Origin of the sequence: Treponema putidum (assembly GCF_024401155.1) — a bacterium.
GTDB lineage: Bacteria > Spirochaetota > Spirochaetia > Treponematales > Treponemataceae > Treponema_B > Treponema_B putidum.
This window is the reverse complement of record NZ_CP038804.1, coordinates 1,103,262-1,118,616: the sequence shown is the minus strand read 5'-3', so window position 1 is coordinate 1,118,616 and position 15,355 is coordinate 1,103,262. Positions and strand designations below refer to the sequence as shown.

Sequence of the window (15,355 nt, the reverse complement as noted above, 5' to 3'; positions counted from 1 at the left end):
CCTCAAAAACCTCTTTTTTTCACTTCTTTCAATAGCTTTCTTTTTAAACTTGAAGAAGACCAAGAGTTCTTTACTACTATTGTATCGGCATTTAAAAAAAAGTATTGAGAAAAGAATTTCTTTTGTTTTGAAAATCTTAGCCTTATATTTTTTAAGGGAAGCCCGTCCCTTTTTTTTGCCCTTATGAGCCTTAAAATAAAAGGAGCATCTATGTACAATATAAAAAGGCATTTTTTGATAAGGCTCGTCTTGTGAAGAGTCGGAGCGTTTAAAAGAATAGGACGCTCAGGTTTTTCACTAAAGGCCTTTTTAATTTCTTCCCATATTTTTTCTTCAATTATCGGAAGAATAAAGGCTTCGTGTTTTTTTAAGAGGTCTTCATCCGAAAAGACCAAGAGGGCAAAGGCTTTTTTGTCGATGCCTTTTTCATTTTTTAAATTTATGCCTCGTTTTTCGGCCTCAGCCTGAAAGAGATTTAAAATTTCGTTTTGATTTTCTGCAAAAACTTTTCTTGAAACGGCATCGGCATCAATACAATAAAAGCCGTAGTCTTTTAAAATAGCACTTGCCGTGTTTTTACCCGAACAAGAAGGGCCTGAAAGCCCTATTAAAATCGGTTCTGAGGGTACACCAAGGCTTTGCCGACTTTGCCTGCTGTTTGAAACACTATCCATTAGTGGAACTCTCCCCAGCTCATTCCCGATTCTATGCTTACCCTTAAAGGCACCGAAAGTTTGATGACGCCTTCCATTTTTTCTTTTACGAGGGACATAACTTTTTCTCTTTCGGTTTCGGCGGCCTCTATTATAAGCTCATCATGAACCTGTAAAAGTATGGAAGCATCAAGTTTTTGTTTTTTTAAAGCCTTATCGACTTCAAGCATTGCAAGTTTTACTATATCGGCGGCTGTGCCCTGAATTGGGGTGTTTACCGCGATTCGTTCGGCTCCGGCCTTTTCCACCTTGTTTTTGCTGTTTATAGCCGGAAGGTATCGTCTTCTTCCCATTATGGTTTCTACATAGCCTCTTTGTTCGGCTTCTTGACAAACTTTAGCCATAAAGCCGGATACACCCGAATAGGTTGCAAAATAGGCCTTTATAAACTCATCGGCTCTTTTTCGGGGAATTCTTAAAGAAGAAGCGAGGCGGAATGCACTCATCCCGTACATTACGCCGAAGTTTATGGTCTTTGCTATGCGCCTCATATCCTGAGTTACATCTTTTATGTCTACAGCAAAGATTAGGCTTGCAGTCTTGGCGTGAACATCGATTCCTTTATTAAAGGCTTCTACTAGGTTTTGATCCTTTGAAAGATGGGCAAGGATTACAAGCTCAATCTGCGAATAATCTGCAGAGATAAGAACCCGCCCCTTTTCCGCCTGAAAGGCTTCCCTTATCTTCCGCCCCTCGTTTCCTCTTATGGGGATATTTTGTAAATTAGGGTCTCGGCTTGAAAGGCGGCCTGTGGCTGTTCCTGTTTGAATAAAACTTGTATGGATTCTTCCGTTTTTGTCCGTCATCTTGGGAAGGGTATCGGTGTATGTGGATTTTAACTTTGCAAGAGCTCTGTAATCTAAGATTTTTGCAGGTACGGGATCCTCCGAAGCAAGGTTTTCAAGGACTGAAGTATCCGTAGAATAGCCCGTTTTGGTTTTTTTGCTGGTGGGCAGTTTTCTTTCTTCAAATAAGACTTCTTGAAGCTGCTTAGGCGAGGCTATATTAAATTCATGGCCTACAAGCCGGTAAATATCCTTTTCACATTCTTCAAGTTCTATTCCCAATTCTTTTGAGTAGGCAGTAAGTTCTTCACCCTTTAAAAAGATACCCTTTATTTCCATCTCGGTTAAAAGTTTTGTTATGGGCATTTCAAGATCAAAGAAGAGCTTTTCCAAATTATTCTTTTTTAAGAGGGGTAAAAATTTTTTATAAAACCGGAATGTTATGTCGGCATCTTCGGCAGCATAGGGACAGGCTTCTTTTAAAGGAACATCCGAAAAGTTTTGCCTGTCCTTTACGACTTCCTTAAACCGGATGGTTTTTACATTTAAAATGCTTTCTGCAAGTTTATCCATACCGTAAGAAGAGCGGGTGGGATCCAAAAGCCATGCGGCGACCATTGTGTCAAAAAGATTTGCCGAAATGCAGTTTGCAAGTTTTGACGAAAGGGCGGCTTGAATGTCGAATTTACCGTTATGCATTATGAGGGTCATCTTTGAGTCAAATAGTTTTGTTACCGCCTTTTTTGCATCCTTAAAGGCTATTAGTTTTGGGGCTTCTTCTCCCAGTTCAGGGCAGGGAGCCTTTAAAGGAAAATAATAGGCCACTCCTTCTTTTAGGGCAATGGAGAATCCGCAGACTTCTGCATTTAGAGGATCTTCACTTGTAGTTTCACAGTCATAGGCTGCAAGCCCCTGTTTTAAGGCCTCGTCTACTATTTTAAAAAGTTCTTCCGCTTCGTCTACAAGTTTGTAATCACCCTTGTTTTGAGGAAGGGAGATTTCTTCTCCTGTTCCTAATTCTTGCGGGAGCATTTCGGGAGAAGTTTGTTCAGAATTTTCAAAAAGACCGGTTTCTTGTTTTAAGTTTTCTTTTGAAGAAGTCTCATTTTTTTCATGTTTAGACAGGGCTTTTTCGGCAATTATTTTTTCGGAATATAGTTTTGCAATATTGGGAAGCTCTTCGCTGATAAAAAGACGGGCGGCCGCCTCATAATCCATTTGCGAAGTGGAGTAGGCGTTTAAGTCTTTTTCGACGGGAACATCGAAACGGAGCCTTATGAGCTCTTTAGAAAAATAAGCCGATTCCTTTCCTTCTTCTATTTTTGTTTTTAAAGCCCCTTTTAAGTTTTTCGTATTTGAGTAAATGCCGTCGAGGGTTTTATACTCTTCAAGGAGCTTTACGGCTGTTTTCGGGCCGACCCCCTTTATGCCGGGAACATTGTCGGCACTGTCGCCTATTAGGGAAAGAAGGTCTAACATTCCGGCAGGATAAACGCCCCATTCTTCTTTTACGTTTTCGGCATCGAAGCCTTCCCAAGCCTTTATCTTCCCCGGTTTCAACATAGTCGTGGTTTTTGAAACAAGCTGCATCAAGTCCTTATCGCCTGAAATAATCACACATTCCCGATCTTCCTTTTCGGCGAGGGCGGCTATGGAAGCGATTACATCATCGGCTTCAAAACCGTTAAAGCGGACTGTAGGAAGTTTAAATGTTTTTAAAATTTCTTCTATTTTGTCTATTTGAGCATGTAGGTCATCGGGCGTTTTATCCCGCGTGGCCTTGTATTCTTTGTACATCTCATGTCTAAAGGTGGGTGTAACCGAGTCGAGTGCGGTAACAAAAAGTTTAGGATTATATTCGGCAAATATGGAATGAAGGCTTTTAAAAAAGCCGAAAATGGCCGAAACGTTTTCGCCCTTAGAGTTTGTAAGAGGTCTTGAAACAAAGGCAAAGTAAGAGCGGTAAATAAGCCCGTAGGCATCCAAAACATAGATTATATCTTTCATAAATTAAGACCTCCGTTCGGGAAAGAATTATACTATGTAAAAGCCTTTAAATGCAAGCATTAAATGCAGGCTATATTGTTATTTTTATTAGAAAAGCCCTGTAATTCTTGACTATGTGTACAATAGCATATATACTATAAATTATAAGGGAGTTTAGAAGTGATTTTTGAATGAGGTGAGATCAAAAATGAAGCTAACATAAAAAAGCATGACAGTATTTCATTCAAAATAGCTGCTCGTGTGTTTCTTGACAGTAAGCGTATAGAAAAAAAGGTAAAGGTTATAAAACAAAATCAATGCTGTTTTACGCTCTTACGCGTTCGGCTGATTCTATATTAAAACCGTCTTCCTTTCCCAAGATTGACTTATTCCTTTTATATTGATATAATCTTGTCATATCAAAATTTAAGGGGTATCTATGCAAATAAAACGAGAAGCGGTTTGCGGAACACTCCAATCAAATGATTGCCTTGTCCGTGTTGAACCGTCCTTAAAACCGGAGGACGGTATTGAGCTTGATTTAAAAAGCTCTGTTTTAAACGAATTCGGTGCACAAATAAAAAAAATTGTGCAGGAAGTTTTGGATGAGTTTGAAGTAAAAAATGCCAAACTCTTTATCGAAGACAAGGGTGCTTTAGATTGTACGATCAAGGCCCGTGTAGAAACAGCATTGAGGCGCGCAAATGAAAAATAGAAGAAGTATGCTTTTTATGCCCGGTAATAACCCGGGAATGTTGGTATCGGCCGATATTTTAGGAGCTGATTCCATCATCTATGATTTGGAAGATGCCGTCTCACTCGATGAAAAAGATTCGGCCCGTACGCTGGTACGGAATGCTCTTTCCTTTTTAAAGTTTACCCATTCCGAAATTACTGTCAGAATAAATCCCATCGATTCCCCTTATTGGGAAAAAGACTTGGAAGCTATTATTCCGGTTCTTCCGGACGGAATCGTAATCCCTAAGGCTTCGGTCGATGCAGTTCACTCTGTCGAGCAAAAAATAAACGAGATAAAAAAGGCACATAATATCACTAAGAATTTCAGCTTTCTTATGCTGGTAGAATCCGCCCGCGGAATTATGGATGTAAATTCGATAGCCAAGGCCTCATCGCTAATTCAAGGCCTTCTTTTAGGCGGCGAAGATTATTCGGTCGATATGGGGATTCAGCGTACCCGTCTTTCAAAAGAACTGGAATATGCCCGCTTTAGTTTGACGACAGCCGCCCATGCCTATGGTTTGGATTCCCTTGATACCCCCTTTACGGATGTAGAAGACTTTGAGGGGCTAAGGCTCGATACGGCCTTTAGTAAAAGCATAGGATTTTCCGGCCGATTGGTTATCAATCCCCGTCAGGTCGAAGAGATTCATAAAATATTTTCTCCTTCAAGTGCCGAAATTGAAAGGGCCGAGGCTATTTTACAGGCCGCTGAAGAAGCCAAACAAAAGGGCTTAGGCGTATTCAGCTTTAAGGGAAAGATGGTCGACTTACCGGTTATCAAGAGGGCTCAAGCTCTTTATGATTCTGCCAAAAACTGGGGCTTGATAAAATAGGGAGGAAGAGATATGAATAACATACTTGGAAGAGAAGGCTTAGGCAATCCTTTTAAAGGAGCCTTTGTAAATAAAAAAAATGCAAAATATGAGCTTACAAAAAATGTAAAACCCGCCTTCGGGAAAACCTTAGCCCAAGCCCTTGATGAGCTTAAACTCCATGACGGAATGGTTATAAGTTTTCATCATCACCTTAGAAACGGCGACTATGTTCTTGATATGGTAATGAGGGAAATTAAAAAAAGAGGAATCAAAGATTTGACCGTAATGGCTTCTTCGATTTTCCCCTGCCATGAAATTTTGGTTGAACTTATGGAAGACGGAACGGTTAGCCGGCTTATGACCTCCTATATGTCAGGGCCTGTTGCAAAGGCTGTAAGTTACGGCAAGTGTAAAAAGCCCGTAATTATGACTACCCACGGCGGACGGCCCAGAATGATTTTAGAAAAAGAGGTTACGATAGATGCTGCCTTTTTAGCCTCGCCCTGTGTAGACGATCAAGGAAATATTTCAGGCTCCGAAGGAAGGTCATTTTGCGGTTCCTTAGGTTATGCCGTAGCCGATGCTCAAATGGCAAAAAAAACTATAGCCATTACCGATACAAGAGTTTCAAAGGTTAAAAGACCAGACATTGAAGGCCGTTTTGTAGACATGGTGGTAGAAGTAGATAAGATAGGAGACCCTGCGGGTATTGTAAGCGGAACAACTCAGATTACAAAAGATCCTATCGGCTTAAAGATAGCACGCGACTGCCGCACTCTCATTGAACACTCAGGTCTTTTTAAGAACGGCTTTAGTATGCAGACGGGAGCCGGCGGCATTTCCCTTGCCGTTGCAGATGAAATGCACCGAGCAATGAAAGAAAAAAATATAAAGGGAAGTTTCGGGTGCGGCGGTATTACTGGTTATTTTGTAAAGATGCTTGAAGAAGGCCTTTTTGAAGACCTTTATGATGTTCAGTGCTTTGACCTTTCGGCCGTAGATTCTACCGAAAAAAATGCAAACCATCACAAGATTTCGGCCGACCTTTATGCAAACCCCAATAATCCCGATCATGTTGCAGGAAAGCTGGATGTTGTCATTCTCGGTGCAAGCGAAATAGATTTGGACTATAACGTAAACGTAACTACAGGTTCCGACGGTATAATATTGGGAGGTTCGGGAGGACATGCCGATACGGCCGCAGGAGCAAAACTTTCGATAATCGTTTCAAAGCTCTTTAATGCCCGCATTTCTTGTCTCGTCGATAAGGTCCGCACCGTAACCACTCCGGGAGAAACAATCGATGTTTTTGTTACTGACAGAGGTATTGCAATTAATCCGCGCCATGCAGATTTAATTAAAAAGCTGAAGGCGGAAACAAATCTTGAAATTAAAACCATCGAAGAATTAAAAGAAATTGCAGAATCCTTTACGGGAAAACCCCAAGTTAAGCCCCGTTACGGCGAAGTGGTGGGAATAAGCACCTACCGTGACGGCACCGTTTTGGATGTCATCAATAAGGTTTAAGCAAAATTCTTCCTATTGACTTTTTTGTTGATTTTTGGTAAAGTTTCTTTATCAAAAATCAACTTGCCAACTTAGCTCACCCGGCAGAGCAGCACCCTCGTAACGTGCAGGTACTCGGTTCAAGTCCGAGAGTTGGCTTTTTTTATTTCTACATAGTTTTTTCTTTTCATTAACAATCAGCTAAATCATTGAAAATTTTAAAGGAACCGCAAGGGGGCGGAGAGCGCAAAGGAAATTTTAGTGAAAATTATCGGTTTTTGTGATACAAAAGCAGGATATTATGATATAATAAAGTTGTCAGGAGTAAGATATGATAACAAATGAGATCCGCTGTATTGCCGAGCAGCTTAAGAAAAGTGTAAACCCTCAAAAAATATACCTTTTTGGTTCTTTTGCACGGAATGAAGAACAAGCAGACAGTGACTATGATTTTTATTTGGTAATGTCAGATTCTGTTACAGACAGGCTATCTGTTTCCCAAAAAGCTTATCGCGCTTTGCGCGGTTTGAAACGCCGTTCAGTAGATATAGTTGTCGGTTCTGTTTCCGGTTTTGAAGAAAGAAAAACCCGAAAAACCCTTGAAAATATCATAGATCGCGAGGGACTTGTATTGTATGAAAAATGAAAGTGATGTAAAAGAATGGGTGCGTTATGCGGATATGGATGTTCTTTCTGCAAATCACCTGAATGAAATTCAGTATCCAAAACCACTGGAGATAATCTGTTATCATTGTCAGCAAGCGGCAGAGAAAATGTTAAAGGCATTGCTGCTTGCCTATGATGGAGAATTACAAAAAACTCCTGACTTAGGTTTACTTACAGATGAACTTTCAGAGTTTGTAACTTTTTCTGAGGATATTTTAAATTCAGCTGACGCACTTACACCGTATGGAGTAAAAATTCGTTATCCGCAGGAATTAAATATAAAAGAGTATCATGTTGCAAAAGCTATTTCGGATATGAAAATTATTTATGATTTCGTAACAAATAAAATAAATGAACTTCAACTATCTCTACCAATAAAAGAATTGAATAAAGAAAATAATACCTAACAGCCATGTCAATCTGATATTGTCTTAGATCTGGAATACAATTTTAAACGAAGAGATACAATCATTCTCCCCTTGCTTTTATTAAAATCATCGTGTATACTTTGGAAAACAAACATTATAATGCTTAAAATTTTTAAGCTGTTTTTTAGGAGATTAGTATGTATGATTTAATCGTTTTGGGCGGAGGCCCGGGCGGCTATGTTGCTGCCATAAAAGCTGGAAGGGCAGGGCTAAAAACCGCTCTTATCGAAAAAAACAGGCTTGGAGGAACTTGTTTGAACAAGGGCTGTATTCCGACAAAATACCTTCTTCACACAGCCGAAGTTTTCGGGAGCTTTGCCGAAAACGATCTCGGTCTTTCAGGTGAAAACTTAAAATACGACATTAATGCCATCTACGAGAAAAAAAATGCTGTTGTGGATAAACTTGTAGGCGGTATCGAAAAACTCATCGAAAACGCCGGCGTTGATTTTTATAATGGGGAAGGCAAAATCACTTCAAAATCTTCCGTAAGTGTAAATGGAAAAGAGCTTGAATTTAAAAACCTCATCATCGCAACAGGTTCTTCTGTTTTTGCTCCTCCGATAGCCGGAATCGAAACTGCTATGACCTCTGATGATATTTTAGGAAAAGAGCCTGTCGATTTTAAGAGCGTCATCATCATAGGCGGCGGCGTTATCGGCATTGAGTTTGCCACAGTCTATGCAAATTTAGGTAAGGAAGTAACCATCGTCGAACTCGAAAAAACAATCCTCCCTCCCTTTGACAGGGATATTGCAATGCAGCAGGCCCTTGTTCTAAAAAAGAGGGGAGTAAAGATAATAAACGGAGCCATGGTAACTAAAATAGAAAAAACCGGCTGTACCTTTACCCTTAAAGAAAAAGAAGAACACATTACAGCCGATGCCGTAATCGTCTGTATCGGCCGAATTGCCGAAATAAAGGATATCGGCCTTGATTCCGCCGGAATCGAATACGATAAACGGGGTATAATTACCGATGCCTGTATGAAGACAAATGTTGAAGGTATTTATGCTATAGGGGATGCAGTAAAAGGAAACGTAATGCTCGCCCACAATGCCGAAAATCAAGGTCATCTGGTTGTAGAAAATCTTGTAAATAACACAAAACATGAAAAACAAGATGTTATTCCTTCCTGTGTATATTCCACACCTGAGATTGCAGGAGTCGGCCTTTCGGAAAAAGAGGCTGAAGCCAAGGGAATTACCGTAAAAATCGGAAAAGTTCCTATGGGCTCAAACGGAAAGTCGGTGCTTTCAGGCTTGGATGTAGGCTTTATTAAGGTTCTATTTAATGAAGAAGACAGGATTGTAGGCTGTCAGATGATGTGCGATTCGGCTACGGATATGATAGGAGCTATCGGAACTCTTGTAACAAACAAGGCTAAAAGGGAAAATATCTTAAAATCCATGTATCCTCATCCCACGGTAGTAGAAGCCTTTTATGAAGCTGTAGAAGACGTCGAAAAATCGGCTACCCACATGATCTATAAAAAATAATTATAAGAGAGAGCCTTTCAAAACTTCAGTTTTGTAAAGGCTTTCCATGACAGCTTTGATTTTGTAATTAAAGCAATATTTTTTTATCTATTTGCTATTGCTTTTCTTTTACATCTGGTGTACAATATGGTTAATTGGGAGGCATGTTTTGAAAGAACAAAAAAGCAGTTTTAAAATGTTTTTTACAATAGGATTGCTGCTCTTAATTTTTATAGCAGCATTTGTTGTTATAAAAACTGCAGGTGCATCTGTAGAAAGAGGATTATTAAAAGTTCAAGGAATTTATGGTGTCAGCATACCGATTTCCGAAATCAGAGAGGTCAAAAAACTTGAAACTCTGCCTTCTTTAGGAGTAAGTCGGGTAAACGGCATAGGTCTGGGGCCGATTAAGATAGGCTATTTTAGATATAAGGAATTAGGCCCTGTAAAATTATGTATACTAAAAAACGAAGCTCCCTATATATTGGTTATAACCGATGAACAAAAAATTCTTATAGGCTTAGGCAAGGAAAAAAATGAAGAGCTTTATAATAAGCTGCAAGATAATTTATAATTAATAATTTGTAATCAAAAAATTACACATTATCCATTACAAATTAAAATAAATTTAGGAGGATGAGATGAAAAGAACACCCTATTATGAAACTTTGCTCGCCAAGGGCGGCAAGTTTGTTGAGTTCGGCGGATATGAAATGCCCATTCAGTTTGCCGGTATCTTAAAAGAGCATCTTGCAGTTCGCAATAATGTAGGACTTTTCGATGTTTCGCACATGGGAGAGTTTTATATTGAAGGCGACAATGCCGAAGCTGCCGTAAATGCCCTTATTACAAACGACATTCGCGGAATGGCTGACGGAGATGTACGCTACACCCTTATGTGTAACGAAAAGGGCGGAATTGTAGATGACTTCCTTGTTTACCGTTATAATCAAAAGAAATTCCTTTTGGTTGTAAATGCCGGAAACCACGACAAGGACTATGACTGGGTAAAAAAACACTTGGATAAGAGTGTTACCTTTACTGACCGCTCTTCTGAAATTGCCCAGCTTGCAATTCAAGGGCCTAATGCTCCTGCTGTGGTAAAAAAGTTTATTGATCCTTCAGCAATACCTCCGGCTTACTACACATTTAAGACATTCCAGTGCCCTAAGGGGGAGGTAATCGTTTCTCAGACAGGTTATACAGGAGAAGACGGATACGAAATCTACTGTCCCAAAGAATGGGCTCTCGAGCTTTTCAATCAAGTTATGAAAGCCGGAGAAGAATTCGGAATAGAGCTTTGCGGTTTAGGCTGCCGGGATACATTGCGTCTTGAAGCTGGAATGCCCTTGTACGGCCATGAAATGACCGAAGACACCTTGGCAACCGAAGTAACCTTAAAACCCTTTATCAAGCTCGAAAAAGAAGATTTTATCGGTAAAAAAGCTCTTGAAACCAATGAAGCTAAAAAAATAAGAAAAGGCTTTAAGATGATTGACAGGGGTATTGCCCGAGATCATGACAAGGTTTTCTTGGGCGATAAGGAAATCGGTTATGTTACAACTGGAACTTCATCTCCTTCACTAAAGGTCGGTATCGGACACATGAGAATTGACCGAGGCATTAAAGACGAAGAAGTCTTTATTGAAGTACGCGGTAAAAAACTCAAGGCTAAAGTCGTACCCACAAGCTTTTTAAAGGAAATTAAGGGCAATTAAAAAGTTTTGTAAGTTTTTTTAAAAAACTTAAAAATAAAATATAGGAGTTAGATATGGAAATTAAAGAAGATGTAAAATACTTGGAATCACACGAATGGTTCAAGAAAGAAGGAAACATCGGTATTGTCGGAATCAGCGATTATGCTCAAGGTGAAATGGGAGATGTCGTATTCGTTGAGCTTCCTGAAGTAGGAGATGAAGTTACAGCCGATAAAGCCTGTGCTACAGTAGAATCGGTAAAAGCCGTTTTTGAAATCATCAGCCCCATGACAGGAAAAGTCGTTGAAATAAACGAAGAGCTCTTGGATGCTCCCGAAAAAATCAATGAAGATGCCTTCGGTTCATGGTTCTTTAAGGTAGAACTTAAAGGGGAATCTTCAAAATTAATGGATGCAGGTGCATACAAGGGCCTCTGCAAGTAAGTAATTTTTCTTCTTTGTAAAAGCGGCAAAAAAATTGTTGAACCGATTTAATTTGCCGCCTTTCAGATGTTAAAATTAAATTAGGAGGGTCGATAAACGGCTCGGCAGAAATTCAGCCTCACCGTTTATCTGCCGAGTTTGCCTTTTAGGCAAACATCGCATTATTATATGCAGTTTTGCAAGCAAAACTGCGTGAAAAAACTTTTTTCGGAAACTGATGTTTCCTGCAAAAAGTTTTTATGGGAGAATTTATGTCAAATTATATTCCTCACTCCGCTGAGGAAACAAAAGAGATGCTTGATCTCATCGGCGTAAAATCGATTGATGATTTATACGGTTTTGACAGCAAGGACTGTAAAACAGTCGATGTAGGCGAGGGGAAAACTCAAGCAGAAGTTGAAAAGTTTTTTCAAAATTTAAGCAGTGAAAACACTGTTTTTAAATCGATATTACGAGGTGCAGGTGCCTATAACCACTATGCTCCTGCAGCTGTAAGGCACATGGCTTCCAGAGAAGAGTTTTTAACTGCCTACACACCCTATCAGCCCGAAATGAATCAGGGCGAACTTCAGGCAGGTTTTGAATATCAGTCAATGATTTGTGAGCTTACCGGAATGGATGTTTCCAATGCCAGCGTTTATGACGGAGGCACGGCAGTAGCAGATGCTATAGTTATGTCCTTAGGACGAAAACAAAACAAGGTTTTGATTTCGGAATGTGTTGAGCCAAGTTCAATTCAAATTGCTAAAACCTATCTAAAGCACAGCGGTGTAGAATTCGTAATGATTCCAAAAGACGGCTATAAAACCGATATTTCAAAGATTAAGGGCCTTTTGGATGAAAGTGTCGGAGCAGTAGTTATGCAGCAACCGAACCGTTTCGGTACAATCGAAGACTGCGAAGCTGTCGGTAAACTTGTAGAAGGCACTAAAACTCAGTTTGTAATGAGCTGCAATCCTATTTCTTTGGCAATCTTAAAAACACCGAAAGAATGCGGTGCATCAATTGCCTTAGGAGAAGGTCAGGCCTTAGGTCTTCCTCTAGGTGCAGGAGGCCCCTATCTCGGCTTCCTTTCTACAATTGAAGCCAATATGCGAAAAATCCCCGGCCGAATCATCGGTCAATCAACTGACCATGACGGCAGAAGAGCCTTTGTTCTAACTCTTCAAGCCCGTGAACAGCACATAAGGCGCGAAAAAGCAAGTTCAAGTATCTGTTCTAACCAAGCTCTTTGTGCGCTGAGAGCCTCAATGTTTATGGCTGCCTATGGAAAGGAAGGCTTAAAAACCGTTGCAAATGTTTCCGTAAGCAATGCCCACTATCTTGCCGATGAACTTAAAAAAATCGGCTTAACCGTAAAAAATAACGGAGAATTCTTCCATGAATTCGTAACGGACGGAAAAGGAAAGGCCGATGCAATTCTTTCAAATCTTGAAAAAAACGGCGTTTTAGGCGGTTTAAAGATTTGCGATGATTCCATTCTTTGGTGTACGACCGATGTTCTTTCCAAATGCGAGCTTGATAAGGCCGTAAAAATTATTAAGGAGGTATTGTAATGAGCGAATTGATTTTTGAAAAATCAGTAAAGGGTCATAAATTTGCCGAAGCAAAATTGACTGTACCCGAATATAAACTTGATTCAAAATATTTAAGAGCAAGCGATGCAAAACTTCCTGAAGTTTCGGAACTTGAATTTGTCCGTCATTATATGGAATTGAGCAAGCGGACTCACGGTGTTGACAACGGTTTTTATCCTTTAGGTTCTTGTACGATGAAGTATAATCCCAAACTCAACGAAGAAGTTGCGGCTCTTCCGAATTTTACCAATATTCACCCATTGCAGCCTGAACATACAATGAAAGGTTGTATTGAGGCCATGGGAGATTTAGGTAAAAAACTCGGTGAAATTACCGGAATGGATGCTTTCTCCCTCCAGCCGTCAGCAGGTGCTCACGGAGAGTTCACAGCCCTTTTGGTAATCAGAGCCTATCACGAAAAACGCGGCGATCATGCTCGAAACAAGATTTTAGTTCCCGATTCGGCACACGGTACAAACCCTGCCAGTGCTGCAATGGTCGGATGCGAAATTATAAACATTCCTTCAGATAAAGACGGAAATGTAGATATTGAAGAATTAAAAAAGATTGCCGGAAGCGATACGGCTGCCCTCATGCTTACAAACCCGAACACTCTCGGACTCTTTGAAACCCATATCAAAGAAATTGCCGAAATTGTTCACAAAGCAGGCGGCTTATTGTACTATGACGGTGCTAACCTTAACGCCATTATGGGAAGACTAAGACCCGGAGATATGGGCTATGATATAGTTCACCTTAACCTACACAAGACCTTTTCGACTCCTCACGGAGGCGGAGGACCCGGAAGCGGCCCAATCGGTTGTAAAAAATTCCTTGCAGAATTCTTACCTGTTCCTGTAGTTACAGGCTCGGACGGAAGCTATAAGCTGGATTATAACCGCCCTGATTCAATCGGCAGAGTTAGAAACTTCTACGGAAACTTCCTTGTCTACTTGCGTGCCTATGCCTATATCCTTACACTCGGAAGCGAGGGTATAAGGGAAAGCTCAGGCTATGCCGTATTAAATGCAAACTATCTAAAGAAAAAACTTGAAAAAGAATTCGATGTTGCATTTGACAGAACCTGTATGCACGAATTTGTTCTTACTCTTGAAAAGATTAAGGAAGAAACCGGTGTAAGCGCCCTTGACATAGCTAAGGGCTTAATCGATGACGGTATCCATCCGCCGACGATGTACTTCCCGCTCATCGTACACGAAGCATTGATGTTTGAGCCTACGGAAACGGAAAGCAAGTCCACCTTGGACTTTACTGCCGAAGTTATGATCAAACTAAAAAAAGAAGCCTATTCAAATCCCGAAAAGCTTCACGGCTATCCCTACACACGCCCCATCGGCCGAGTAGACGAAACAAAGGCTGCCCGTGAACCTGTTTTAAGGTACAAGGCTTGCTGCTGCTGTAAATAAACAGCTTTAAATTTGAACAGCTTTGATGCCCCCTCTAAAGACTGATGTTTTTAGAGGGGGATTTTTGAAAGCTATTAGTTATGTAAAAGGAATAAGATGGAGAAACAATATACTTTTTTTGATTTGATTATAGAAGTTTTTGAAAAAGTAAAAAAGCCAATGACTCCAGAAGAAGTTTGGGAAAAAGCGGTTGAGTTTTCTTTTGATAAAAAACTAGGAAGCTCAGGTAAAACTCCGGCCGCTACAGTAGGAGCAAGATTATATGTAGATGCCAAAGAAAAGGCTGAAAAAAGTACTTTTATTCAAGTTTCAAAACGTCCTTCAAGATTTATTTTAAGAAGTTTAAATATAAGCGGAAGTGAAATAAAACGGGAAATCGAGAAAAAAGAAAATGCAGAATTAAAACAAAATAATGAAAGTAATTTTAATGAAAGAGATTTACATCCGCTTTTAGTAAAATATGTTTATTCAAACCCGCATTTTAATTGTTACACAAAAACTATTTATCAGGAAAATTCAGTAAAAAGAGTAAAAGGGGCTAATGAATGGCTGCATCCTGATTTAGTAGGTGTATATTTTCCGTTTAAAGACTATTCAAAAGAAACAATGAAACTTCAAACTTCATTGAATGTCAATTCAATAAAACTGTTTTCCTTTGAAATGAAAAAGAATATAGATTATTCTAATTTAAGACAGTATTTTTTTCAGGCTGTTTCAAATTCAAGCTGGGCTAATGAGGGATATTTAGTTTGCTTGAAAATCGATGAAGACCCTAATTTTAAAAATGAGCTTCAAAGATTATCTAATGCTTTTGGAATTGGAATTATAAAGCTGAATCCGGAAAGTATAAGTGAGTCAGAAATAATTTGTAATGCTAGATATAATGAAAATATAGATTGGGATACTTTGGAAAGACTTTCAGAAGATAATCCTGATTTTAATAAATTTATATCAGACTTAACTGAAGATATTGCTTTAGGAAAAGTAAAAAGTACTTATGATAAAGTAATTACAGATGATAAATTTGAAAATTATTTAAAAGAAAAGAGTATTATTTGATAAATAACTATCTTTAAAAATGTATTGATTTTTT

The 15,355-nt window shown here is 39.5% G+C and carries 14 protein-coding genes and 1 tRNA gene; 13 read left to right on the top strand and 2 right to left on the bottom strand.

Annotation, left to right across the window (positions count from 1 at the left end; translation table 11 throughout):
- Positions 1-2: 2 nt before the first annotated feature.
- A complete protein-coding gene (gene coaE, locus E4N74_RS05305) occupies positions 3-674 on the bottom strand; it encodes a dephospho-CoA kinase (protein ID WP_044979367.1) in 672 nt (223 codons plus the stop codon).
- Positions 674-3,505, bottom strand: coding sequence for a DNA polymerase I (gene polA / locus E4N74_RS05300; RefSeq protein WP_255819201.1), 2,832 nt, complete (start codon positions 3,503-3,505; stop codon positions 674-676). Before polA ends, coaE begins: the two co-directional genes overlap by 1 nt.
- Before the next feature lie 418 nt (positions 3,506-3,923).
- Here polA and citD point away from each other — a divergent pair, with 418 nt between their 5' ends.
- The 13 genes from citD to E4N74_RS05235 all read left to right on the top strand — a co-directional run bounded on the left by citD (position 3,924) and on the right by E4N74_RS05235 (position 15,321).
- Positions 3,924-4,199, top strand: a complete 276-nt coding sequence (gene citD / locus E4N74_RS05295; RefSeq protein WP_044979365.1) for a citrate lyase acyl carrier protein — start codon at positions 3,924-3,926, stop codon at positions 4,197-4,199.
- Positions 4,189-5,058: an HpcH/HpaI aldolase/citrate lyase family protein gene (locus E4N74_RS05290; protein WP_002679317.1), complete on the top strand. Its 870-nt coding sequence runs from the start codon at positions 4,189-4,191 to the stop codon at positions 5,056-5,058. Before citD ends, E4N74_RS05290 begins: the two co-directional genes overlap by 11 nt.
- Before the next feature lie 12 nt (positions 5,059-5,070).
- Positions 5,071-6,567, top strand: a complete 1,497-nt coding sequence (gene citF, locus E4N74_RS05285) for a citrate lyase subunit alpha (protein ID WP_255819197.1) — start codon at positions 5,071-5,073, stop codon at positions 6,565-6,567.
- A 65-nt stretch (positions 6,568-6,632) separates the two neighbouring features.
- Positions 6,633-6,705: transfer RNA gene (locus E4N74_RS05280), tRNA-Thr, on the top strand.
- 172 nt (positions 6,706-6,877) lie between these two features.
- Positions 6,878-7,192: a nucleotidyltransferase family protein gene (locus E4N74_RS05275; protein ID WP_255806443.1), complete on the top strand. Its 315-nt coding sequence runs from the start codon at positions 6,878-6,880 to the stop codon at positions 7,190-7,192.
- Positions 7,182-7,619 (top strand): HEPN domain-containing protein, encoded by a 438-nt coding sequence (locus E4N74_RS05270; protein WP_255819196.1) that lies wholly within the window; start codon positions 7,182-7,184, stop codon positions 7,617-7,619. The genes E4N74_RS05275 and E4N74_RS05270 overlap by 11 nt, the downstream gene beginning before the upstream one ends.
- A gap of 158 nt (positions 7,620-7,777) precedes the next feature.
- On the top strand, positions 7,778-9,139 hold the full coding sequence (lpdA, locus tag E4N74_RS05265; RefSeq protein ID WP_255819195.1) for a dihydrolipoyl dehydrogenase: 1,362 nt from the start codon (positions 7,778-7,780) through the stop codon (positions 9,137-9,139).
- A gap of 148 nt (positions 9,140-9,287) precedes the next feature.
- Positions 9,288-9,692: a PH domain-containing protein gene (locus E4N74_RS05260; RefSeq protein WP_044979359.1), complete on the top strand. Its 405-nt coding sequence runs from the start codon at positions 9,288-9,290 to the stop codon at positions 9,690-9,692.
- A gap of 67 nt (positions 9,693-9,759) precedes the next feature.
- Positions 9,760-10,836, top strand: a complete 1,077-nt coding sequence (gene gcvT / locus E4N74_RS05255) for a glycine cleavage system aminomethyltransferase GcvT (RefSeq protein WP_044979358.1) — start codon at positions 9,760-9,762, stop codon at positions 10,834-10,836.
- A gap of 53 nt (positions 10,837-10,889) precedes the next feature.
- The gene (gene gcvH / locus E4N74_RS05250; RefSeq protein ID WP_044979357.1) at positions 10,890-11,258 is read left to right on the top strand and encodes a glycine cleavage system protein GcvH; all 369 of its coding nucleotides are present in this window, start codon (positions 10,890-10,892) and stop codon (positions 11,256-11,258) included.
- Between the two features lie 251 nt (positions 11,259-11,509).
- A complete protein-coding gene (gene gcvPA / locus E4N74_RS05245) occupies positions 11,510-12,814 on the top strand; it encodes an aminomethyl-transferring glycine dehydrogenase subunit GcvPA (protein ID WP_255806439.1) in 1,305 nt (434 codons plus the stop codon).
- Positions 12,814-14,262 carry an aminomethyl-transferring glycine dehydrogenase subunit GcvPB gene (gene gcvPB / locus E4N74_RS05240; RefSeq protein WP_255819193.1) on the top strand — a complete coding sequence of 483 codons (1,449 nt, stop codon included), beginning with the start codon at positions 12,814-12,816 and terminating at the stop codon, positions 14,260-14,262. Before gcvPA ends, gcvPB begins: the two co-directional genes overlap by 1 nt.
- A gap of 96 nt (positions 14,263-14,358) precedes the next feature.
- Positions 14,359-15,321: a COG2958 family protein gene (locus E4N74_RS05235; protein ID WP_044979354.1), complete on the top strand. Its 963-nt coding sequence runs from the start codon at positions 14,359-14,361 to the stop codon at positions 15,319-15,321.
- Positions 15,322-15,355 lie beyond the last annotated feature (34 nt).

Coding starts and splice junctions, on each gene's coding strand:
- coaE (WP_044979367.1), bottom strand. CDS start 674: ATGGATAGTGTTTCAAACAGCAGGCAAAGTCGGCAAAGCCTTGGTGTA.
- polA (WP_255819201.1), bottom strand. CDS start 3,505: ATGAAAGATATAATCTATGTTTTGGATGCCTACGGGCTTATTTACCGC.
- citD (WP_044979365.1), top strand. CDS start 3,924: ATGCAAATAAAACGAGAAGCGGTTTGCGGAACACTCCAATCAAATGAT.
- E4N74_RS05290 (WP_002679317.1), top strand. CDS start 4,189: ATGAAAAATAGAAGAAGTATGCTTTTTATGCCCGGTAATAACCCGGGA.
- citF (WP_255819197.1), top strand. CDS start 5,071: ATGAATAACATACTTGGAAGAGAAGGCTTAGGCAATCCTTTTAAAGGA.
- E4N74_RS05275 (WP_255806443.1), top strand. CDS start 6,878: ATGATAACAAATGAGATCCGCTGTATTGCCGAGCAGCTTAAGAAAAGT.
- E4N74_RS05270 (WP_255819196.1), top strand. CDS start 7,182: ATGAAAAATGAAAGTGATGTAAAAGAATGGGTGCGTTATGCGGATATG.
- lpdA (WP_255819195.1), top strand. CDS start 7,778: ATGTATGATTTAATCGTTTTGGGCGGAGGCCCGGGCGGCTATGTTGCT.
- gcvT (WP_044979358.1), top strand. CDS start 9,760: ATGAAAAGAACACCCTATTATGAAACTTTGCTCGCCAAGGGCGGCAAG.
- gcvH (WP_044979357.1), top strand. CDS start 10,890: ATGGAAATTAAAGAAGATGTAAAATACTTGGAATCACACGAATGGTTC.
- gcvPA (WP_255806439.1), top strand. CDS start 11,510: ATGTCAAATTATATTCCTCACTCCGCTGAGGAAACAAAAGAGATGCTT.
- gcvPB (WP_255819193.1), top strand. CDS start 12,814: ATGAGCGAATTGATTTTTGAAAAATCAGTAAAGGGTCATAAATTTGCC.
- E4N74_RS05235 (WP_044979354.1), top strand. CDS start 14,359: ATGGAGAAACAATATACTTTTTTTGATTTGATTATAGAAGTTTTTGAA.